This window comes from Bacillus sp. GW821-FHT01G09, from assembly GCF_059422205.1.
On the sequence record NZ_JBWKWL010000001.1, the window covers coordinates 664937 to 686090 of the forward strand.

The following is a 21154-nucleotide window of genomic DNA, read 5'->3' on the forward strand; positions in this document are numbered from 1 at the left end:
TTAGTTGATGCTCTGGCTGTTTCTCTCCGTGTGTGTTTTCATTCTTTCCTGCCAATACATCCATATGACAAGGACAAAACTGGCTAACGCCACCTCTGAAAGCGCCATAAACCCGATCGCGTACTGGCCTGTTGCCTGAAACACACTCGCCAATATGAGCGGAGGAAAAAAGCCGCCTAATCCGCCCATGGCAGACACAATCCCATTGGCAATCCCCGCTTGCTTCGAAAAATAGAAAGGCACCAGTTTAAAAACAGTCCCGTTTCCTATGCCTGAGCAGACGGCCACGGTTAATGATCCAAACGTATAAAGGCCGATTGTCGGCGAGAATGATAGGATAATGCCTGATAATGTAAGCCCGGCAAAAACAAACATCAAGATGCGGAGCGGGCTCATTTTATCAGCCAGGAATCCGCCTGCAGGCCTGAGCAGCGTAGAAACCGCAATAAAGCCAGCCGTCCGCAAGCCGGCATCTGCAGGATTCAGCCCAAAATGCTCCACCAGAAAGTTCGGCAGATAGATAGTGAAGGCGACAAAGGCACCGAACGTAATAAAATAAAACAGGCTCAGAAACCATAGCACATGATTTCGGTAAACGGCTTTGATTTGAGTCTTAACAGAAACTTTGACCTTCTTCTCATGCCTGTCACCGAACAAAACGTGCAGTAAGGCAAAGACAGCCAGCAAAACCAGATACATCTGCACGGTTGATTTCCACCCGACAGCTTGAGCGATAACCGGCGCTGCAAATGTCGTAACGGCTGTCCCGATATTTCCTGCACCGTAAATCCCATTGACGACACCGTGCTTTTCTTTCGGATAATATTTCGGGAGGGAGGTCACCCCAATGGAAAACACCGCTCCCCCGATCCCTAAGAAAAAGCCGCCTGCGATTAAATCAAACAGAGAATCCGCGATACTGATCCAAAATACAGGAAATAAAAGCAGGATGAAGCTGACCATAAACATGAGCCGCGCGCCAAACCTGTTCGTTAAATACCCTAAAGGAATGCGGAGAAGCGACCCGAGGATCACAGGAATCGCCGTCACCAAAGAAATCTCACCCTTGCTTAAATGAATATCTAATGTGATTTGGGATATGAGTGATGAAATCAGCACCCAAACCATAAACCCTGCCACCAAGCTTAATGACTGTAACGATAATTGAATGTGTTGACGGTTGATCATTTGGCTTGCCCCTTTCAATGATTCAATAATCAGTCTTATCATACAAAAACTCGCCAAACAGGATTGTGAATTACATCACACGTTTTTCTCATAAAAAAGGACAAAGCCCGAAGACTTTGTCCTTTTGATCGTGATTACATTTTTTCCGGAGCCGATACGCCGATCAGCTGAAGCGCATTGTTCAGCGTAATTTGCGTTGCCTTCATTAAAGCCAGGCGCGCGCGGCTTTTCTCTTCATTTTCAGGGTCGATGACTTTCTCTGCGTTGTAGAAGCTGTGCAGAGCAGAAGCCAGATCATAAATATAGTTAGTGACACGGTGCGGAATTCGTTTTTCCGCTGCTTCCGCCACTGCCTCTGGGAAGCCGCCGATCGTTTTCAGCAGATCGTATTCTTTTTCTGATTGAATATGGCTGAAATCAAGATCTGCCGCCGGTTTAAGTCCCTGCTCTTCCCCTTGGCGAAGCATGCTGCAAATACGTGCATGCGCGTATTGTGCATAATACACAGGGTTTTCGTTAGATGTTGATACAGCAAGATCTAAGTCAAAATCCATATGGGTGTCTGCACTTCGCATTGCAAAGAAGTAACGCACGGCATCCAAGCCGACTTCTTCAATCAGGTCACGCATCGTTACGGCTTTACCGGTCCGTTTGCTCATTTTCATTTTCTCGCCGTTTTTGTAAAGGTGAACGAGCTGAATGATTTCTACTTCAAGCGTTCCTTTTTCATAGCCCAGCGCTTCGATTGCCGCTTTCATACGCGGGATGTAGCCGTGGTGATCGGCGCCCCAAACGTTGATCAGCTTATCAAAGCCGCGGTCAAGCTTGTCCTTATGATACGCGATATCAGGAAGAAGGTACGTGTACGTGCCGTCCTTCTTGATCAATACGCGGTCTTTATCATCGCCGAACGTCGTGGAACGGAACCAAGTCGCGCCGTCTTCTTCATAGACATGGCCTTTTTCGCGGAGCGCTTCAAGCGCCTTGTCAATTTTTCCATTTTGGTACAGTGAAGTTTCTGAATACCACACATCAAACGGCACACGGAAGTTTTCCAAGTCCTTGCGAAGCTTTTCCAGCTCGTATTTCAGGCCGTATTCACGGAAAAACGCGAGGCGTTCACTTTCCTCTTCGTTAACGAAACGATCACCGTATTCCTCAGCGAGACGCTTTCCGATCGCAATGATATCCTCACCGCGGTAGCCATCCTCCGGCATCGGTTTTTCCAATCCGAGTGCTTCAAAGTAACGGACTTCAACAGAGAGCGCCAGATTGTTGATTTGGTTTCCCGCATCGTTAATGTAGTATTCGCGGCTTACATCGTAACCCGCTTTTGAAAGCACGTTGCACAAGGAATCGCCGACAGCCGCCCCGCGCGCATGCCCGAGGTGAAGGTCTCCCGTCGGATTCGCTGATACGAATTCTACCTGAACTCGTTCACCGTTTCCGATGTTCGTTTCCCCGTATGCTTCCCCTGCTTCCAGTACAGACGGAATCAGCTTTGTTAAATACTGATTGTTCATATAGAAATTGATAAAACCCGGGCCGGCGATATCCAGTTTTTCAATCGAAGCCTTCCCTTTATCAAAATGGGCGACAATCTCTTCAGCGATTTGACGCGGCGCTTTTTTTGCCACTCTTGCCAGCTGCATCGCCATATTCGTTGAGTAGTCGCCGTGTGTTTTATCTTTCGGTGTTTCTAAAACAACATTGGGAATCTGGCTTTCTTCAGCCAGTCCCGCTTTCAGAACGGCCGCTTTGATTTCTTCTTTCAGCACGTCCTTCATTTGTTCCGCAATGTTCATGCGTGAGTTCCTCCCTCATACGTGATCGTCATATTATGTAAATGCTCCTGCTCGTCTCCGACATGCATGTCATATGCGATGCTGATACGGCCTTTTTCTTCATCGAGATCAGATTGAATCGATTTTGTGCTTGTTTTCAGCTCAAGCTCACCAAATGACATTTTATATTTAGCAATTGTGGAAGCTCCCGTTACGAAACGCTGATTCATTTTGACAGCGCCTGACCTCATGACCAGGACTTCGCCTTCGCTTACTTTCACAATCGTTTTGACTTTGCCTAAGTCGTGTTCTTCATAATAAGATAGATACACTTTATTTTGTTTTACATAGTAAAATCCGGTGGTGCGGAATTCGATGACTTCTTGGTTTCCGTCATCCTCGATCACAGACTTCACATGGAGTGTTATCGGTGTCTCTTGCTTCATTCTGACACGTCCTTTTCATCATTCCACTTTGACTTGAATAGTATAATCATTCGGTTTGTAAACTTCAACTGCTTCTATCTTACCATCATTGCTCATCAGATTTGAAGATAAACCTCATAAAAAGCATTTCCTTATATAGAAGAGAAAATCATATCACTAATTACCTTTAGGAAATGTTACATTTTTCCGAAATCTATCATTTCCTTTTCACATTTTTTTCAAAATATATGTATTGAATTAGTAATTTGATAGTTTTAAGATAAAAGTACAACATAGATCTGCTAGAAAAACAAAAAAAGGGAGGATTCAATTATGAAAAAAGCTGTCATTGTAGAAAACAAAGGTTGTGCAACATGCTCGATCGGAGCCGCTTGTCTAGTGGACGGTCCTATCCCTGATTTTGAAATTGCCGGTGCAACAGGTCTATTCGGTCTATGGGGGTAAGGATCTCCCAAAAGGGCATAGTCATTCTACTATGCCCTTTTTAAGTAAATTACAATTTTTAACTAAAATCTACCTCTTGGATATACATACACAACCGTTTTTCATTTGAATCATATGTATAGGGGATGGTATTTTGTTTATAGAGCAGATGTTTCCATTTATTAATGAAAGTGTAAGAGTTCACCAGCTTCCTGAGGGCGGCGTGTTAGAAATCGACTACTTGCGCGATAATGTCTCCATTTCTGACTTTGAGTATTTGGATCTCAACAAAACGGCTTACGAGCTCTGCATGCGCATGGATGGCCAAAAAACAGCTGAGCAGATTTTAGCTGAGCAATGTGCAGTGTATGATGAATCACCGGAAGACCATAAAGATTGGTATTACGACATGCTCAACATGCTCCAGAACAAGCAGGTGATCCAGCTTGGAAACCGGGCCAGCCGCCATACAATCACCACGAGCGGAAGCAATGAATTTCCGATGCCCCTGCACGCCACCTTTGAACTGACGCACCGCTGTAATTTGAAATGCGCCCACTGTTATTTGGAAAGCTCGCCTGAAGCGCTCGGCACCGTGTCGATTGAGCAATTCAAAAAAACGGCTGATATGCTGTTTGATAACGGTGTATTGACATGCGAAATCACAGGTGGAGAAATTTTTGTCCATCCAAACGCCAATGAGATTCTTGACTATGTGTGTAAAAAGTTCAAAAAAGTCGCTGTCTTAACAAACGGAACACTCATGCGAAAAGAGAGCCTGGAGCTTTTGAAGACTTACAAGCAAAAAATCATCGTCGGCATTTCTCTTGATAGTGTCAATTCCGAGGTCCATGACTCCTTTAGAGGGAGAAAAGGCTCTTTTGCCCAAACTTGTAAAACGATAAAATTGTTGAGTGACCACGGTATATTTGTCAGAGTCGCCATGTCTGTCTTCGAAAAAAACATGTGGGAAATCCACGATATGGCCCAAAAGGTTCGGGATCTCGGGGCGAAGGCGTTCTCTTACAATTGGGTTGATGATTTCGGAAGAGGCAGGGATATTGTCCATCCAACGAAAGACGCCGAGCAGCACCGCAAGTTTATGGAATACGAGCAAAATGTGATTGATGAGTTTAAAGATCTGATTCCGATTATTCCCTATGAAAGAAAACGCGCGGCAAATTGCGGCGCTGGCTGGAAGTCCATTGTGATCAGCCCGTTCGGCGAAGTACGTCCTTGCGCCCTCTTTCCAAAGGAATTTTCATTGGGAAATATTTTTCATGATTCCTATGAAAGCATCTTTAACTCCCCTCTCGTCCATAAACTGTGGCAAGCGCAAGCGCCGCGGTTCAGCGAACATTGCATGAAAGACAAATGCCCGTTCAGCGGCTATTGCGGAGGCTGTTACTTAAAAGGGCTGAACTCTAACAAATATCACCGAAAAAACATTTGCTCTTGGGCGAAAAATGAACAATTAGAAGACGTGGTCCAGCTTATTTAGGAGGGAAACGATTTGTCACCAGCACAAAGAAGAATTTTACTGTATATCCTTTCATTTATCTTTGTCATCGGCGCAGTCGTCTATTTTGTCAAAAGCGATTATCTGTTTACGCTGATTTTCATTGCCATTGCCATTCTGTTCGGGATGCGCGCGCGGAAGGCTGACTCGCGATGAGCATTTTGGATATACACGATGTATCCGTTTGGTATGAACGGGACAACGTCATCTTAGAACAAGTGGATTTACATTTAGAAAAAGGCGCCGTTTACGGGTTGCTTGGGGTAAACGGCGCCGGAAAAACGACACTGATTAATACGCTGACAGGCGTGAACCGCAATTTCAGCGGGCGCTTTACACTGTGCGGAATTGAAGCGGAGGCCGGCATGCCGCAGAAAACATCAGATCAGCTGAAGACTCACCGTTACTTCGCCGCCGATTATCCGCTGCTATTTACAGAAATTACGGCGAAGGACTATGTGTCTTTCGTCCATTCGCTTTATCAAAAGGATTTTTCAGAGCAGCAGTTTGCCAGTTTGGCCGAGGCCTTTCATTTTTCAAAATACATCAACAGGAGAATTTCGGAGCTGTCCTTGGGGAACAGGCAAAAGGTTGTATTGATGACAGGCTTATTGCTGCGCGCTCCCCTATTTATTTTGGATGAGCCGCTCGTCGGTTTGGATGTGGAATCGATAGAGGTTTTTTATCAGAAAATGCGCGAGTACTGTGAAGCAGGCGGGACCATTTTGTTTTCTTCTCACCTGCTCGATGTCGTGCAAAGATTTTGTGATTATGCGGCTATTCTTCACAACAAACAGATCCAAAAGGTCATTCCGATTGGAGAGGAGACCGATCTGCGGCGGGAATTTTTCGAGGTGATCGGCCATGAATAACATAATCCCCATCATGTCTTTGCTGTTCAAACAGCTTTACAGCCGGCAAGGGAAAAAGGACGCCATCCGCATTGCCGCAGGCCTTGTCATTCTGGCCGTGTTTGAAATCGGGCTGATCCGCCAGGCCGGCATTGATGAATCGGTGTTGCGCAAAACGTATATCATACTCGCGCTTCTCTTAATGAACGCATATATGGTGTTTCTTTCTGTGACATCTCAATGGAAGGAATCTTATATGAAACTGAGCTGCCTGCTGCCGATTTCTTCACGGAGCTTTTGGCTCGCCCAGAGTGTCGTTTTGTTTGTCGATACCTGTTTGAGAAGAACTTTATTCTTTTTTATTTTACCGCTGTTCTTATTTGGAAACGGAACGCTGTCAGGGGCGCAGACATTGTTTTGGCTCGGCAGGTTTTCGTTTTTTACCGTTTACTCCATTATTTTCGGAGTTGTGCTAAGCAACCACTTCGTCAAAAAGAAGAACTGGATGTTTCTGCTGCATGTGGCGATATTCGCCTGTGTATGTCTCAGCGCCGCTTTGATGCCGGCCGCCACGATTCCGCTTTGCGCGGTCCATATCCTGTGGGCGGTGGTCATTGACTTTCCTGTCTTTCTGCAGGCACCTCCGCAGCAGGGCAAGATGCATTCATTTATGCGGCGATCTGAATTTTCGTTTTACAAAAGAGAATGGAACCGATTTATCTCTTCTAAAGCGATGCTGTTAAATTACGCGGTAATGGCGGCGTTCAGCGGCTTCTTTTCGTTCCAGATGATGAATACCGGCATCTTTAATCAGCAAGTGATTTATATCGTGATTTCCGCGCTTTTGCTCATCTGCTCGCCGATCGCCCTTTTGTACTCGATTGAAAAAAATGACCGGATGCTGCTCATCACGCTTCCGATCAAGCGGAAAACGATGTTTTGGGCGAAATATCGCTTTTATTCAGGCCTATTGGCAGGCGGATTTCTCCTTGTCGTGATGATTGTGGGTTTCATCAGCGGCCGTCCGATTTCAGTTCTCACTTTTTTGCAGTGCATTGAGTTGCTGCTGGCGGGAGCTTTTATCAGGTTAACTGCGGATGAAAAAAGGCCCTCCTTCAGCTGGCAGACGGAGCAGCAGCTATGGAGCGGTTTCTCAAAATATCGGTCTTATCTGTTTTGTCTTCCCCTATTCTTAGCCACATTAGCCGGCACCGCTGTATCCTTGGCGGTCATTCCGATAGCCGGTCTGGTCATAGTCTATTACCTGCAAAAACAGGATGGTGGTTTCTTTGATACAAGCAAAAGAGAACGGCTTGGAAGTTAACCTGCTGAAGACTCATCAATTTTCAACTATTTCAATCGCCGCGAGCTTTCTGAAACCGATCGAAAGCGCGGCGGAACCTGAGGAAGAAACAATTTATTTTTACGGCGCCGCCGCATACCTGAAGGAGCAAATCATTGACGCTTTTGGTTATGCTGCCGGCAGCCGTTTCATGTACTCAGCGAATCTCTTTTTTGATCAACAGCTGAAAACCTGCGGGACCCGTTTGATTCACCCATTATATAACGGGAATCTTCATGTTGACGCCCTGATGAAAACTTTTGCAGACTTGTCTTTCCCTTCTTCTCTTTCATTCGAAGCAGTTGAAAAGGCCAGGAATGAGCTGCTGCTGAAAATCGAAAAGAAATTCACTGATCCCTTCTCCTACTCTGCGGCTCGCTTGGCTGAGGAGGTCTTTGGAAACCCGATGTACGGCACAGGCATGTTTGGCCGGAAAGACAGGATAAAGGCGATTCATCCTAAACGGTTTCTCGACGCAACGGACTTTATCGTTGATTTAGTGTCCCAGCAAAAACAGCTGAACATATTGGGACAAGTACATGCATGTGATGTTCGGGGACATGCCCCGCAAACGTCCGCTATAACGTCCGGAAGAATACCCGTAAACCGGCATGTGTTTGAAACAGAGACACGCAGCGCTGCAGGTCCTTCCGTCTTGACACTCGGATTTTACTGCGGAGAGATGAAAGATGCCAGCGATTATATCAAAATACAGCTAATAGACGGATTACTGGGAAAGTACGGCCATTCCGCTTTATTCAAGCACTTCAGAGAGAAGGATCTGGCAGTCTATCACGTTATCACCCGTTACGATGTCATGAACAATTTGCTGCTTGTTTCAATATGTACAGATCAGCTTCATGAGAAAGACATTCCCCCGCGCGTTTTGGAAGCTGTCTCAGCTTTTCATACAGATGAGCGGGAACTAGAACAGGCAAAGCAGTTTTTACGCAATGAATTGCTGCTGCAATTCGATTCTCCCGAAGGTCTATTGGCCTATATGGGGGTCCTACGCCGCTTCTCCTGCACGAAAGAAGCCTTGCTGGATGGCATCTCAGCGGTTACATGCCGCGATGTATTGCAATTCATAGCGACCATCAATTATATCGGAGCTCATGTAGTAAGGGGATGAAGAGATGGAAAAGAAAGCCTTTTTTCAACAGCTGGATGAACGAACCGATATCAGATACACAGACAGCGGACTAAAAATATTCAGATTGAAATTCCCCCGCGCCCACCTGCGGCTGTGCAATGTAAAAATCGATTTTGGAAGCCGGGATGTATGTATACGGGCAGAATCCGGTGATACACTGCTTCCGTATGGCACAGCGCATTTTTTAGAGCATCTTCTCTTCTGGCATAACGGCCGCAATCTGTACAGTGATTTTTTTGCGCATGGCGCGCTTTTAAACGCATTCACTACCTACACCGATACCAATTTCATGTTTACCTCATTACCGGATCGGCTCAGACAAACGATTCCCATCCTGCTTGATGCTTTATGGAACCACTCATTTGACAAGAAGATTGTCGCTCAGGAAAAAGCTGTGATTACAAGCGAAATTCAAACAGCACACCTTAACCATCAGCTCTCATATCATTATCAGCTGATCAGCATGCTTTCTCCCTCCTCACCAGCTGCCGTTTTCCCCGCAGGCAGAATCGAAGATATTGAGGCGCTGGACATCAGTGATTTACAAAAAGCCTATAAGGCTGCCTATCAAGCCCATCGGATGACGCTGTTTTTGATTGGGGGCTCAGAAAATACAGAAACGCTTTTGCCTCCTCACCTCCAGCTGGAAAAGCGTCCGGATTATCATGCTGAAAGAAAAATCATCCCGGCATGCCCTCCAGCCCTCTCACAAAAAATGGTGCTGGGTGATGAGGAGCGGATGGAAGATACCTGGACCGGATTACAGATCGGCGCACTTCCCGGGCAAAACGATCTGTTGACGATAAAGCTTTATTGGGATATCGCGGCTCGTATTCTATTTCAATTAGATTCACCGTTTTTTCAAGAGATTCAGCAAACGTACCGCCTAGAAATCGATCGCTTGTCAGCCGAGACTTATATATATGAGGATGGCGGTTTCTTGATCCTTCACAGTCATGGGACCCATTCTTCAGCTTATATCGATGTGGCTTCATACTATGTTACACAGAAGAAAGAACAGGTTGCCGCCTGGCTTCAATACGGCAAGGACTCTTTGACAGACGCGATCATTTATGACAGCGATTATGTGCGTAAATGCTTCGAGTGGGCAGCCGAGTGTGACAGGTGCGATTGCTCGTTTCTTGACATGTACCACATCATTCAAGATATGGATACGCAGGTTTTCTTGTCTCTCATTGATGCAATGGCATCTTCTAACAAAGCGATCATTCACGTTTCTCAGAAAGAGGCGATCAGACAATGAAAAAAAACACTGTCTTTACCCTTTTATTGCTGCTTATAGGTATGGCGGCTTATTCCTTCGGCTGGGTTCAGGCCGTGGCCGAAGCCGCCGCCCAATATGTACAGATGATCAACAATGACGCTGTGCGGCTCGGGCTGCTGGCTTGTACCGCTGCCCTCCTGATGCTGCCTGCTTTTCTATATCTTCATTATGTCACCCAATCCGTGAAAAACATGACAGCAGCTTTTCAGAAACTCACACAGTCTCATCAAAGCTGCTGTGACTTTCAGCAACACAACTTGTGCAGCCGATATGCAGAAGACGTCAAATCGCTGCGTGACAGCTATAAAAACGTCCGCCAAACATACGTGATGGCTGCCGTGTTGTGCCAAGTCATCATATTCGGCTGCATGTTCGAAATCGTTAAAGCCGTCCCTTTCCGCCTTCACACGCCCCCTGCCCTTTCAATGGGACTTGCGATGCTACTGATTCTGTATTTATTGTTTTGCATGCGAACATATTTGCGGCAGCTTTTCCGGCACGGCAGCCTGTTCAGAAAAGTGTTTGCGGGAGCGCTGGCAGCAGCCGGGATTTGGTGGATGCTCAGTTTCTCTATAAGTGAACTGCTGTTTCTGATTATCCTGGCTGCCATTCAGCAAATCGGATCATTTATTTATAAACGATTCTCTTATCGCAGCACCGCTTCTCTTGATCTATAAAATAGCTACATCGCAATCGCAGACGGACCCGCGCCAACCGGAATCACCGTCACGGCTGTATAATCACTTGTGCGGTACACGGTCACAGCATTGTCGTTGGGCTGTGCCGCATAAATATACTGTTTGTCCGGCGTTACGGCGAGGTCAAAAGCGCCGGGGAGAGACACGTTTGCAATGATCCTCTGTCTGGCCGTATTAACTACGTATAAGTTATTAATGAGAAACGGTTCACTATATGGCTCTAGAAAATAAGCTCTAGTGCTATCGAGAGAAAATACAATCGTCCTCAGCGTTTCAAATAAACGGCTGAAGTCCCCTCCCCTGCTTAATGGAGACAATCTAATCTCCGTTACACCTTTCGGCCACAGCTCACCATTCAACACGTACGCAAAATTTCCAGCGTAAGGAGTTGCAATTAAACTGGGAAATTCAAATGAATCTATGATACTTTCTACCAACTGCCCAGTATTTACATCATATTTATCAACCGACCAACTGCTTCCATTAGCGGTATAGAAATACTGTCCATTCGGATCAAGAGCAAAGTCTAAAGCGCCGGGTATCGGAATGACATCAATGACCGATTGAGAGGCCGTGTTAATCACATATATAGATCCGGCGGCCATCACGTATGCGAACTCATCTGTTGGATCAAATTCAATCTTTCTCGGCCCTCCTCCAACAGTGATAGTATTTATGATGGTTAATGTTTTATTATCAATCACTGAGACAAGGTTGGTATTCCCATGGAGGATATACGTGAATGCTTTATCGAAAGTAACGCCTAGATTAGTTGGCACAGCAGAAAACGGGATTGTTTTTACAATAGTGTTTAAATCTGCATCAATGACCGAAACCGTGCTGTCTCCAGTATTGGCAGTAAACACATACGATTGAGGGTCTGGCGATGGCGGCAAAACAAGTGTCCCGGCCACCGTGAGCGGACTGCCGTAGAAAGGCGGCACGATGAGAAGATCTTCCACTGTCATTTGACTAAAATCAGGACAGCGGCCAGACTGTGCTGCATAATAAACAACTTGATCAATCTCTTCAGTATGAATCACAGAAACAGCCCCGTCTCCTTGTCCATATTGATTTCGCACAGGCGACACACTGACAAGAAGCGTAATGGCCCCTTGTACTCTCACGGCATATCGAACACCGATATCTTCTGGTTCCGACCCAGTCTGGATTAAGCAAGGCTCACTGATACAGGACAAATTGTCTGTACTCCATGTAACAGCCGCTGACGCTTCGGCCGAATCAACCTTGAAGCCCTCAGGGATATCTATCGGCACTTGAAACGGCGCTTCCCGGCTAATTTCCTCATCACAAAAACAGAAACAATTTTCCTGTAAAGCAGAAAGATCATTCTTTTTCATGATTTCACGTCCTTTTAGAAATGCACCACACATAGTTGATTAAATCGCAATAGCTCCCGGTGAAACCCCAAGAGATATGACAGTCTCCACGGAGTAATCATCCGTGTTGTAAACAGTGATGCTCTGTTCTAGGACATGAGTTGCATACAGAAACTCGCCATTCGGGGTAAACGCAAAGTCTCTTGCCGACTGTGGAACATTTCCTATAACGCCTGCTCCATTTGGACTGACAGAATATAAATTGCCAGTGAAGCCGTCATGTAAATACACACCTGTTCCGCTCGTAAACATTCGATATTCCCCTTCATACTCCAGCTCTTGGGTGCTGCTGATGGTAAACGTATTTAAATCAATAACCGTCAAATAATTAAAAAAGAATTCTTGTTCTAATACATAGGCATACCGCTCCGGCCAATTTGTTTCTATGGTTGATACGATAAGCTCTCGTTCAATTGTTCCTGTGACTTCACCGGTAGTTAGGTCCACTTTTTGCACTATACCAAAATTAAGAACATAGGCGAATAACCCATTGGGATCGATTGCAACATCATACCCTTCCACAGGAATCGACCTATCCACAGTTAACGTATCAATTCCAATCACAGAAACCGCAGTACCGGTGAAAACATAAGCAAACTCATGATTAGGGATAAATCTAATCAATCGAGGCGGCTGATCCAGCAATATAGATGCTGTCACTGTTAATGTGTCATAATCGATGACAGAAATCACATTATTGTTGGGATGTAAGAGAAACACAGCGCTTTTATCTGGGGTAATTTCAATACCTGCCGGATTGTACGGAAGAGCAATCGTTGTCACAACAGTATGAGTGTTTGTATCAATCACAGAAACTGATTGATCATTTGGATTCGCTGTAAACGCGTAGACGGGTTCCGGCTCCGGTACAAGCACAATCGTCCCCGTCACCGATAAAGGACTGCCGTAAAACGGCGGAACAACAACAAGGTTCTCAATCGTGATGTCACTGATATCCGGGCAATCATCCGGTTCATCGGAATAATAGACGACTTGATCGATCTCTGCATTGTGAATGACGGAAACAGCCCCGTCCCCTTGTCCATATTGATTTCGCACAGGTGAGACACTGACGAGTAGCGTAACGGTTCCCTGCAGGCGCACTGCAAATTGAACACCGACCTCATCAGGCTCAGGCCCCGTTTGAATTAAGCAACGGTCACTGACACAAGAAAGGCTGTCTGCATTCCACGTCACGTTTGCAACAGCTTCAGCCGGATCAACGACAAACCCTTCAGGTAATTCAATCGGTGCTTGAAACATGGCTTCTCGGCTTGCTTCTCCCTCACAAAAACATAAGCACTCTTCTTGTTCTGCTCCTGCTTTTTCTTTAAAGGAAAGCTTGTTTTTTCTCATTCCTTCACTTCCTTTTCAGACATACACTGCTCACGCAGATACAACAGAATATGGAAGGTTAACGTGTTTGCTTGTACAAATTGCTGAGGGTAAAAGCTTCTTTTTGAAAATATATCTCCAAACATGCGGTGTAACGAAAGAAAAAATTGCGGTTTTTTTGCGCTTCTCACAAGAATGTTGATGATAAAATATGACATATATAGAATTATGAAGGGAGGGATTTGCAAACGTGACAGGTGTCATATCTTCTTCTTCCATCGGAGAAAAGATTAACGAATGGTATATGTACATACGCCGATTCAGCATACCCGATGCAGAATATTTGCGACGAGAAATCAAGCAAGAGCTGGATCAAATGGAAGAAGATCAAGACCTTCATTTGTACTATTCACTAATGGAGTTTCGGCACAACCTGATGCTTGAGTACCTTGAACCGTTAGAAAAAATGAGGATTGAGGAACAGCCGAGACTGTCTGATCTGCTGCTTGAGATTGATAAAAAACAGGCTCGTTTAACTGGTCTGCTTGAGTACTATTTTAATTTCTTCAGAGGCATGTATGAGCTGGACCAGCGGGAATATCTGTCGGCTATTAAATTTTTCAAAAAGGCCGAAAGCAAGCTGATATTCGTTAAGGATCAGATAGAGAAAGCTGAGTTTTTCTTTAAGATGTCTGAATCTTATTACTATATGAAACAAACGTATTTTTCAATGGACTATGCACGGCAAGCATATGAAATATACAAAGAACATGAAGCTTATAATATAAGATTGCTGCAGTGTCATTCTTTATTTGCCACCAATTTTTTAGATTTAAAACAGTATGAGGATGCCATCTCACATTTTCAAAAAGCTTATTCTATGGCAGAAGCTGAAAAGCAGCCCCAATTAATGGGGAGAACTTTGTACAATATCGGGCTTTGTAAAAACAGCCAAAGCCAATATGAGGATGCCATAACTTATTTCAAAAGAGCAATAGCTGTTTTTGAAGAATCAAATATTCTTCCTTCCTTACCTCAAGCGTATTTTTTAATTACACAGATCCATTATAAATTAGGAAAAATGGATAAAGCTCATGAATATCATAGTAAGGGAATGGCTTATTCACAAAAGGCCGGAGATGTAATATATTTATCAGAGTTTGAATTTTTGAAATCTTTATACTTATCAGGCCCGGATGAAGAAGCAATTCAAGGATTTTTTGATTTTCTCGAAAGTAAAATGTTGTATGCTGATCTTGAAGATTTCGCTATTGATGTGGCAAAATATTATCATGAACGTAAAAATTTTCAAAAAGCTTCTGCTTATTTTTTGAAGGTGGAACAAGTAAGGCAACTTATTCAAGGAGGAGTGAGTTTGTATGAAATTGAAGTCTAAACTATTACTCTCTTGTCTGGCTCTATGCACTGTGTTCGTGGCAACAACTATTGCAAATGCACCTACACACCAAATTGAAGTTGCACAACGAGGAATGATTTAATGAATACAACCGGTTTTCACCGGTTGTTTTTTTGTTAAATAAACAATCGGGACAAAAGTTTTATTTTTTGAATCTCTAAATATTATTACTAACTAATTTAAATTGGTTACCTAACCCACAAACATAGGAAACAAGATAATTTTTATTATATGAAAATAAAAATATGTTTACTTTTCCTTTTTTTTGAACTAATATATATATGACTTAAGTTCAGTATCACTTCAATTGAAGTTTAAAAATGGAGGATTTATTTTGAAAGTTCAATTCAAAAAAAGGATTAGTTTACTCATCATCATGTTTGGGATCGCAGTTTCCTCACTGGGTGTTACACAGGCGGTTCATGCAAAAGCAAATACGAGCGATTCAAGGGTGCATTTTACTTTCAGATGGTACAGCCCTTACGACTATACAACTGCTCGAAGAAAACAAAATAGAAGCTACATGTATATGCATCTCCTAAAGAAAGATGATGGAGGTAAATTTAATGTATGGGCAGAGGCAGATAAAAACGTTCACTCTGGCGGGCGCGACTGGCACAATGTATCCGGTGGTGGAACTCACGAAGGAACAGTACACCCGGGTCATACATACTTATTTTCCAACACTGCTGTTGAAGATTACGGGAGAAATGTACCCGTAAGGTTTGGCGGTTACAGCCGCAGCAGTGATTCCTTCTCAACTGATTGGAGTCCTGACAGCGTAAAACCTAAGGGAAATTACACAATCTATTAATAGCTTTCTCAAAACAAAGCGATCTTACATTAAACATGTAAGATCGCTTTTTAAGGTAAAAATAATATCCACTCTTCAAGATTGTTTATTAAAATAAAACTATCCAAAACTCACACAGAGTTTTAATAAAAAAAACAGGAGCCTCGCACATGATTTCTTTCTTTTTAAAGCGTTTATTGAAAAATAAAGAGATTTATTTTTCTTTATTCATTAGTATCGTTCTTATGATCGTCAGTTATCTAGGTATACTCTTCTTTCATCAGAAGATCAATCTTCCTTATGAAATCCATAACTCACCGTTTTTATCGAATATTGCAGAAGGAAATACAACCTCAGCTCAGACTGTCTGGATTCTCATTCTTCCGTTATTAGCATCACTTCCAATGTCCGGTATGTACCGTGAAGATAAAAATACTGGATTTTTTATGAATGTTATAACAAAAACAACTAAAAAGAAATACTTTACAGTATTATTCGGATTGAATGTTGTGATTTCTTTTTTGGTTATTTTTTTACCGTTATTATTAAACCTTTACTTGCTGATGATGACATATCCTTCAGTAAATCCGGACGGAATCGTCAATTATATGGACCCAATCGTTTTGGGCGGAACTGATTTAGCAAACCTTTATTATGAAAACTCGCTGATTTATACTCTCATTTTATTTATACTAAATGGTTTGTACGGTGCCATTCTCTCTTCCATTGGATTAGCTTTATCATTTTTTATTAAAAAGAAATATTTTGTTTATATCATACCTTTCTTAATCAATTTAATAGGCTTTACTTTACTCAACAACCATTACAATCCAATGAAATATATTGTTAACGATGGAGGGTTTTTGAGTGTAGATAAGTTTATTTATTTGAACCTTAGCGTGTTCATTGTAACTACTTTACTTTATATGTGGGGAAAAAAACGCCGTGTTTTATTATAATACTCTAAAATCAACATTAAGAATGAAGTGGCCGGGTATCACCGTCGCATTACTGCTGCAGTTAATTGCTGTTTATTTCTTTTTTCATCAAGAAAATGGTAGTGATGATGGTTTTGTACTGGAAAATATTTTTTCCTATTGGCATCTCGTTTCTATTTTATGCCCTGCTGCCGTTGTATTTTCTGTTTTGATCTCATCCGATTACTTTTCAATTTACACTGTAATCCGAGTAAACAATGCACCTTATCTAACAATGATATACCTTTTAAAAACACTTTTATTTTCAGCAGTATACGGGATTATCATTATGGGTGAATTATATACTTTATGTGTATTCAATGATACGGGACTATTGTATGTGACCCCGATATCTTTCATCACTCATGTCTTTGCATTTATTTTCATTTGTTATGTTGTTTCATTTATTTTACTGTATTTGAATCAAATCATTGTAGTTTTTCTATTCATTCTTTTATTTTTGATTGATTACCTTGCATGTAATGGTATGCTCTTTTTAAATGGTTTTGTGCTGGAATTAAGTGATTCGGCTGAATTATTATTGATTAGATTAGGGATTATGTTGTTATTATTCGGGATTTCTATAGAATCTATAAAGCGACGCAATTATTTACAGCAGGTTGAGGAGAAAGGAGCAAACTGATTGTCTTTTATGAATATGCTGAAACGTGATATTGTCATGCGTTTCAATGAAAGTAAGATTACATACTTTGTCATTAGCTTAGCTGTTGCCCTCCTTCTTTTATGCTTCCTCTGGAATAGCAATAAGACGGGACAGCTAGAATATCAAAGTTTTTCCGACAGCCTGACCACACTATTTCATTCGATGAATTTCTTTGATCTACATATCTTATATACACAGCATAGATTATCTATCCCTCTACAATGGATTAGTTTTCAAGTGCTGCCTTTGTTGATTGTGGGTAATTTTATGTTTAGTGACATTCAAATTTCTGGAGCTTATATCCTTCCAAAACTCCCCAAAAAAGGAGTATATATATTCAGCAAACTTCTGTCACTGTTTGTTCTGATTGGATCTATTTGGTGCGTATGGCTTTTTATATACATTATGTTATTTACCTCATTTAATGGCTTTACAGCAGAGCTGAACAGCAAGGTAATATTATTTATGTTAATTCAAATCTTAGTTTCGTTTATGTATGCAGTTTTGCTAGAAACTTTAACTTTCATGATATCTTTTATATCAGCATTTATTATTATTGTTGCTTATATTGTAATATCTATTTTTTTTCACAGCTCTTTATTCATCGCTTCATTTGCTATGGCTGGAAAGTGGGCTTTTATTGATTATTCGCGCATGAACATTAACTACTCAGATGGTCGTTTTTTTCATGCCTCTGACTTTTTATTAATTGCACTTATTTTCTGTGCAGCTTGTACTTTTATCAGCCTAGTTTTTATTAAAAAAACAGATATTTTAGGAGAGTAATTATGACGTCGTATATCGAGTGTAAAAATATAGTAAAAAAATTAAAGGGAAATCATGTATTAGATGATATCAGTTTTTCAATTAAAGAAAACGAATTTGTCGTGTTAAGAGGCCATAATGGATCTGGAAAGACAATGATTTTAAGAGCCATCGCCGGACTTCTAACATTAACAAAAGGCGAAGTTTCTGTTAACGGCCTCGTGATCGGAAAAGATATTGACTTCTCGGAACATACAGGTCTGTTAATTGAATACCCGAGCTTCATCCCTGTCTATTCGGGATTTCAAAATCTGAAATTCCTTGCTTCTATCAAGAAAAAAGTATCTGATGAAGAAATCAAAGAAGTAATAAGAAAAGTTGGGTTAGACCCCGAAGATAAGCGTAAAGTCAAACGCTATTCTTTAGGGATGAAGCAACGCTTAGGAATTGCTCAAGCAATAATGGAAAAACCCAAATTACTTCTTTTAGATGAACCGACAAATGCATTAGACAAAAAAGGGATTAATCTTATACTGGATATCCTAAAAACCGAAAAAGAAAACGGCACAACGATTGTAGTGGCTAGTCATGATGATACACTATGTGAAAATAGTGTTGTCGACAGAATTATTGATATTAGTGAAGGTAAACTGGAGGATACAGATGAATAAACGTTGGATTTTCTTTATTGTTTTATTAATAATAGTAACATTCAGCTGTGTTCGTTTCTATACAGTGAATGCCCAAAATGATAAATATACTCCAAAAAATATTAATATTGCCGCAAACCAAACAATCGATACAGGAAAAGGAATAAAATTTCATATTTTAAAACCATTAAAGCCGGTCAAGTCATTTGATAAAGATACAAATTCCATAAAATATATATACATTTTGCCTTTTAATGCTGAAAATACTTCTAATCATAAAATTACTCTAGAAGATCTTTCACCGGACGGAAAAAACTTTTTATTTTTTGGTCAGTATCAATATAATAAACAATTGATGCCTTATAATTATGATTTGCCGGATAAGTATCAATTCAATACAGAGATTCCATCAGGGAAAACAGTACTAGGATATGTAGGATTAAGTTTGTATCCCGACGAAAAAGTAAATTATAAAAATTTCAATCCTGAATCATCAAAAGTATCTGCTTATTATACTGTAATAGACGACGAATCTAATAAAAGAATTTCTTATAAAATGACTTTAAATAATTAAAAGATAAAAAAGGGCCTGGATGTAATTCAGACCCTTTTTTATTAAAAACTATTTCACAAAACCAAGCAGCATCTCACGGATGATTTTGCTGGCTGTGTTTGCCGTTTGCTCTGAGTGGTCATACACCGGTGCGACTTCCACTAAATCAGCGCCCTTTACGTTTACCTCTGAACGCGCAATTTCATGGACGGATGCAAGCAGTTCTTTAGACGTGATGCCGCCGGCGTCAACCGTTCCTGTACCCGGTGCGTGTGCAGGGTCTAATACGTCAATGTCAATTGTGACATAAACCGGACGGCCCGCCAGCTTCGGAAGCACCTCTTTCAGCGGTTCAAGCACTTCAAATTTTGAGATGTGCATGCCGTTTTCCTTCGCCCATTCAAACTCTTCTTTCATGCCGGAACGGATTCCGAATGAATACACATTGTGCGGTCCGATCAATTCTGCCGCCTTACGGATCGGCGTGGAGTGAGAAAGCGGTTCTCCCTCATAATCAACACGAAGATCTGTATGTGCGTCAAAATGGATAATCGCAAGGTCTGGGTATTTCTTGTACATCGCTTTAATGACAGGCCATGACACGAGGTGCTCCCCGCCCATACCCATCGGGAACTTCCCTTTTTCTAAAATGCTGTCCACGTATTCCTCAATCATATCAAGGCTTCTCTGCGGATTTCCGAACGGCAGCGGAATGTCGCCCGCGTCAAAGAAGTTCAGGTCGGCCAGATCACGGTCTAAATACGGGCTGTATTCTTCAAGGCCGATTGATACCTCACGGATTCTGCTTGGGCCAAAGCGTGAGCCCGGGCGATAGCTGACTGTCCAGTCCATCGGCATGCCGTAAAGAATGGCGTCCGCTTCTTCCCACTCGGGACGGCTCGCGATAAATACTTTTCCTGAATAAGCTTCATCAAATCTCATCTATAATACCCTCGCTTTCCTGTAAAAAAGCGCAAGATTCGCTCCTGCGCCATACCTTCATTATTTAATCAGGTCACTCACAAATTTCGGCAGAACAAACGCCGCTTTATGAATATCTTTTGTGTAATATTTCGTCTCAATATCGAAGAAACGGCTGTCTTCCACTGCAAGCGGATCATATTTTTTCGAGCCAATTGTAAATGTCCACAAACCGCTTGGATATGTCGGAATGTTCGCCGTATACAGCTTCGTAATCGGGAAGATTTCCTTCACGTCGCGCTGTACATTTGTGATTAATTCCGGTGTAAACCATGGGTTGTCCGTCTGCGCAACGAAAATACCGTCTTCTTTCAGCGCTTTTGCGATTCCTGCGTAGAATCCTTTTGTAAACAGGTTTACAGCCGGTCCGACTGGTTCAGTTGAATCTACCATGATGACGTCGTATTGATTTTCAGATTTTGCAATGTGCATAAATCCGTCATCTACCTGCACGTCAACGCGCGGATCATCCAGTTTGCCTGCGATAGAAGGAAGGAACTTTTTAGAGTATTCGATAACCTTGCCGTCAATGTCTACAAGTGTCGCTTTTTTCACGCTTGGGTGCTTCAGGATTTCTCTGATAACGCCGCCGTCACCGCCGCCGACTACGAGAACGTGCTCCGGATTTGGGTGCGTAAATAATGGCACATGCGCCACCATTTCGTGATAAACGAATTCGTCTTTTTCAGATGTCATCACCATGCCGTCCAAAAACAGCATGTTGCCGAACTCTTCTGTTTCCACCATTTCTAAATGCTGAAACTCCGTTTGTTCTGTATGTAACGTTTTGTTAACCTTCATCGTAATGCCAAAGTTTTTCGTCTGCTTCTCTGTGTACCAAAGTTCGCTCAATTGTCATCTCCCTTTCGAGGCTGTATTCATTTATTGTAAGCGTCTTATCAGCTTTTATTCTCGGTTGAAATCTCATTT

25 protein-coding genes are annotated in these 21154 nt (G+C 42.3%); 17 read left to right on the top strand and 8 right to left on the bottom strand.

Annotation, left to right across the window (positions count from 1 at the left end):
* The 3 genes from narK to AC07VD_RS03325 form a co-directional block, all read right to left on the bottom strand.
* Entirely contained in the window at positions 1 to 1188 is a 1188-nt protein-coding gene (gene narK, locus AC07VD_RS03315; RefSeq protein ID WP_014478287.1) for a nitrate transporter NarK, read from the bottom strand.
* A gap of 134 nt (positions 1189 to 1322) precedes the next feature.
* Positions 1323 to 2993: an arginine--tRNA ligase gene (gene argS, locus AC07VD_RS03320; protein ID WP_003227570.1), complete on the bottom strand. Its 1671-nt coding sequence runs from the start codon at positions 2991 to 2993 to the stop codon at positions 1323 to 1325.
* On the bottom strand, positions 2990 to 3418 hold the full coding sequence (locus tag AC07VD_RS03325) for a YwiB family protein (RefSeq protein ID WP_003243604.1): 429 nt from the start codon (positions 3416 to 3418) through the stop codon (positions 2990 to 2992). The genes argS and AC07VD_RS03325 overlap by 4 nt, the downstream gene beginning before the upstream one ends.
* A 312-nt stretch (positions 3419 to 3730) precedes the next feature.
* On the opposite strand from AC07VD_RS03325, the gene sboA reads away from it, so the two are divergent.
* Genes sboA through albG form a run of 9 tightly spaced genes read left to right on the top strand, consistent with a single transcriptional unit; the run spans position 3731 to position 10668 of the window.
* Positions 3731 to 3862 carry a subtilosin A gene (gene sboA, locus AC07VD_RS03330; RefSeq protein WP_003222002.1) on the top strand — a complete coding sequence of 44 codons (132 nt, stop codon included), beginning with the start codon at positions 3731 to 3733 and terminating at the stop codon, positions 3860 to 3862.
* The gene (sboX, locus tag AC07VD_RS03335; protein ID WP_010886632.1) at positions 3819 to 3971 is read left to right on the top strand and encodes a bacteriocin-like protein SboX; all 153 of its coding nucleotides are present in this window, start codon (positions 3819 to 3821) and stop codon (positions 3969 to 3971) included. The genes sboA and sboX overlap by 44 nt, the downstream gene beginning before the upstream one ends.
* Before the next feature lie 24 nt (positions 3972 to 3995).
* On the top strand, positions 3996 to 5342 hold the full coding sequence (albA, locus tag AC07VD_RS03340; RefSeq protein WP_024573031.1) for a subtilosin maturase AlbA: 1347 nt from the start codon (positions 3996 to 3998) through the stop codon (positions 5340 to 5342).
* A 12-nt stretch (positions 5343 to 5354) separates the two neighbouring features.
* Positions 5355 to 5516, top strand: coding sequence for an antilisterial bacteriocin subtilosin biosynthesis protein AlbB (albB, locus tag AC07VD_RS03345; protein ID WP_003222006.1), 162 nt, complete (start codon positions 5355 to 5357; stop codon positions 5514 to 5516).
* Positions 5513 to 6232, top strand: coding sequence for an ABC transporter ATP-binding protein (locus AC07VD_RS03350; RefSeq protein WP_003227564.1), 720 nt, complete (start codon positions 5513 to 5515; stop codon positions 6230 to 6232). Before albB ends, AC07VD_RS03350 begins: the two co-directional genes overlap by 4 nt.
* On the top strand, positions 6225 to 7535 hold the full coding sequence (albD, locus tag AC07VD_RS03355) for an antilisterial bacteriocin subtilosin biosynthesis protein AlbD (RefSeq protein ID WP_160832158.1): 1311 nt from the start codon (positions 6225 to 6227) through the stop codon (positions 7533 to 7535). The genes AC07VD_RS03350 and albD overlap by 8 nt, the downstream gene beginning before the upstream one ends.
* Positions 7525 to 8685, top strand: a complete 1161-nt coding sequence (albE, locus tag AC07VD_RS03360) for an antilisterial bacteriocin subtilosin biosynthesis protein AlbE (protein WP_080262599.1) — start codon at positions 7525 to 7527, stop codon at positions 8683 to 8685. Before albD ends, albE begins: the two co-directional genes overlap by 11 nt.
* Before the next feature lie 4 nt (positions 8686 to 8689).
* Positions 8690 to 9970 (top strand): M16 family metallopeptidase, encoded by a 1281-nt coding sequence (locus AC07VD_RS03365; protein ID WP_494721550.1) that lies wholly within the window; start codon positions 8690 to 8692, stop codon positions 9968 to 9970.
* A complete protein-coding gene (gene albG / locus AC07VD_RS03370) occupies positions 9967 to 10668 on the top strand; it encodes an antilisterial bacteriocin subtilosin biosynthesis protein AlbG (RefSeq protein ID WP_029726080.1) in 702 nt (233 codons plus the stop codon). Before AC07VD_RS03365 ends, albG begins: the two co-directional genes overlap by 4 nt.
* A gap of 5 nt (positions 10669 to 10673) precedes the next feature.
* Here the strand turns inward: albG and AC07VD_RS03375 are convergent, their stop codons facing one another.
* The 3 genes from AC07VD_RS03375 to AC07VD_RS03385 are packed head-to-tail and all read right to left on the bottom strand — an operon-like array spanning position 10674 to position 13672.
* A complete protein-coding gene (locus AC07VD_RS03375) occupies positions 10674 to 12050 on the bottom strand; it encodes a YncE family protein (RefSeq protein WP_494721549.1) in 1377 nt (458 codons plus the stop codon).
* 39 nt (positions 12051 to 12089) lie between these two features.
* Entirely contained in the window at positions 12090 to 13445 is a 1356-nt protein-coding gene (locus AC07VD_RS03380) for a YncE family protein (protein ID WP_494721548.1), read from the bottom strand.
* The gene (locus tag AC07VD_RS03385) at positions 13442 to 13672 is read right to left on the bottom strand and encodes a hypothetical protein (protein WP_038429796.1); all 231 of its coding nucleotides are present in this window, start codon (positions 13670 to 13672) and stop codon (positions 13442 to 13444) included. Before AC07VD_RS03385 ends, AC07VD_RS03380 begins: the two co-directional genes overlap by 4 nt.
* 2 nt (positions 13673 to 13674) lie before the next feature.
* Between AC07VD_RS03385 and rapF the strand changes: the two genes are divergently transcribed.
* The 8 genes from rapF (at position 13675) to AC07VD_RS03425 (ending at position 19264) form a co-directional block, all read left to right on the top strand.
* Positions 13675 to 14820 (top strand): response regulator aspartate phosphatase RapF, encoded by a 1146-nt coding sequence (gene rapF / locus AC07VD_RS03390; RefSeq protein WP_217017213.1) that lies wholly within the window; start codon positions 13675 to 13677, stop codon positions 14818 to 14820.
* The gene (gene phrF, locus AC07VD_RS03395; RefSeq protein WP_041334633.1) at positions 14804 to 14923 is read left to right on the top strand and encodes a phosphatase RapF inhibitor PhrF; all 120 of its coding nucleotides are present in this window, start codon (positions 14804 to 14806) and stop codon (positions 14921 to 14923) included. Before rapF ends, phrF begins: the two co-directional genes overlap by 17 nt.
* A 252-nt stretch (positions 14924 to 15175) precedes the next feature.
* Positions 15176 to 15655, top strand: a complete 480-nt coding sequence (locus AC07VD_RS03400; RefSeq protein WP_015714892.1) for a DUF2712 domain-containing protein — start codon at positions 15176 to 15178, stop codon at positions 15653 to 15655.
* A gap of 149 nt (positions 15656 to 15804) precedes the next feature.
* Complete coding sequence (locus AC07VD_RS03405) at positions 15805 to 16593, top strand: membrane protein (RefSeq protein WP_015714893.1); 789 nt, start codon at positions 15805 to 15807, stop codon at positions 16591 to 16593.
* Positions 16580 to 17254 (top strand): hypothetical protein, encoded by a 675-nt coding sequence (locus tag AC07VD_RS03410; RefSeq protein ID WP_217017214.1) that lies wholly within the window; start codon positions 16580 to 16582, stop codon positions 17252 to 17254. The genes AC07VD_RS03405 and AC07VD_RS03410 overlap by 14 nt, the downstream gene beginning before the upstream one ends.
* Before the next feature lie 9 nt (positions 17255 to 17263).
* Positions 17264 to 18061, top strand: a complete 798-nt coding sequence (locus AC07VD_RS03415; RefSeq protein WP_254149906.1) for a hypothetical protein — start codon at positions 17264 to 17266, stop codon at positions 18059 to 18061.
* Between the two features lie 2 nt (positions 18062 to 18063).
* A complete protein-coding gene (locus tag AC07VD_RS03420) occupies positions 18064 to 18711 on the top strand; it encodes an ABC transporter ATP-binding protein (RefSeq protein WP_015714896.1) in 648 nt (215 codons plus the stop codon).
* Positions 18704 to 19264, top strand: coding sequence for a hypothetical protein (locus AC07VD_RS03425; RefSeq protein WP_217017220.1), 561 nt, complete (start codon positions 18704 to 18706; stop codon positions 19262 to 19264). The genes AC07VD_RS03420 and AC07VD_RS03425 overlap by 8 nt, the downstream gene beginning before the upstream one ends.
* Positions 19265 to 19312: 48 nt before the next feature.
* On the opposite strand, the gene speB is transcribed toward AC07VD_RS03425, so the two are convergent.
* Together speB and speE are read right to left on the bottom strand one after the other, a co-directional pair.
* Positions 19313 to 20185 (bottom strand): agmatinase, encoded by an 873-nt coding sequence (gene speB, locus AC07VD_RS03430; protein WP_003227545.1) that lies wholly within the window; start codon positions 20183 to 20185, stop codon positions 19313 to 19315.
* Positions 20186 to 20245: 60 nt separating this feature from the next.
* On the bottom strand, positions 20246 to 21076 hold the full coding sequence (gene speE / locus AC07VD_RS03435) for a spermidine synthase (RefSeq protein WP_003227543.1): 831 nt from the start codon (positions 21074 to 21076) through the stop codon (positions 20246 to 20248).
* Positions 21077 to 21154: the final 78 nt, after the last annotated feature.

Coding starts and splice junctions, on each gene's coding strand:
- narK (WP_014478287.1), bottom strand. CDS start 1,188: ATGATCAACCGTCAACACATTCAATTATCGTTACAGTCATTAAGCTTG.
- argS (WP_003227570.1), bottom strand. CDS start 2,993: ATGAACATTGCGGAACAAATGAAGGACGTGCTGAAAGAAGAAATCAAA.
- AC07VD_RS03325 (WP_003243604.1), bottom strand. CDS start 3,418: ATGAAGCAAGAGACACCGATAACACTCCATGTGAAGTCTGTGATCGAG.
- sboA (WP_003222002.1), top strand. CDS start 3,731: ATGAAAAAAGCTGTCATTGTAGAAAACAAAGGTTGTGCAACATGCTCG.
- AC07VD_RS03350 (WP_003227564.1), top strand. CDS start 5,513: ATGAGCATTTTGGATATACACGATGTATCCGTTTGGTATGAACGGGAC.
- albD (WP_160832158.1), top strand. CDS start 6,225: ATGAATAACATAATCCCCATCATGTCTTTGCTGTTCAAACAGCTTTAC.
- AC07VD_RS03365 (WP_494721550.1), top strand. CDS start 8,690: ATGGAAAAGAAAGCCTTTTTTCAACAGCTGGATGAACGAACCGATATC.
- albG (WP_029726080.1), top strand. CDS start 9,967: ATGAAAAAAAACACTGTCTTTACCCTTTTATTGCTGCTTATAGGTATG.
- AC07VD_RS03375 (WP_494721549.1), bottom strand. CDS start 12,050: ATGAAAAAGAATGATCTTTCTGCTTTACAGGAAAATTGTTTCTGTTTT.
- AC07VD_RS03380 (WP_494721548.1), bottom strand. CDS start 13,445: ATGAGAAAAAACAAGCTTTCCTTTAAAGAAAAAGCAGGAGCAGAACAA.
- phrF (WP_041334633.1), top strand. CDS start 14,804: ATGAAATTGAAGTCTAAACTATTACTCTCTTGTCTGGCTCTATGCACT.
- AC07VD_RS03405 (WP_015714893.1), top strand. CDS start 15,805: ATGATTTCTTTCTTTTTAAAGCGTTTATTGAAAAATAAAGAGATTTAT.
- AC07VD_RS03415 (WP_254149906.1), top strand. CDS start 17,264: ATGAATATGCTGAAACGTGATATTGTCATGCGTTTCAATGAAAGTAAG.
- AC07VD_RS03420 (WP_015714896.1), top strand. CDS start 18,064: ATGACGTCGTATATCGAGTGTAAAAATATAGTAAAAAAATTAAAGGGA.
- AC07VD_RS03425 (WP_217017220.1), top strand. CDS start 18,704: ATGAATAAACGTTGGATTTTCTTTATTGTTTTATTAATAATAGTAACA.
- speB (WP_003227545.1), bottom strand. CDS start 20,185: ATGAGATTTGATGAAGCTTATTCAGGAAAAGTATTTATCGCGAGCCGT.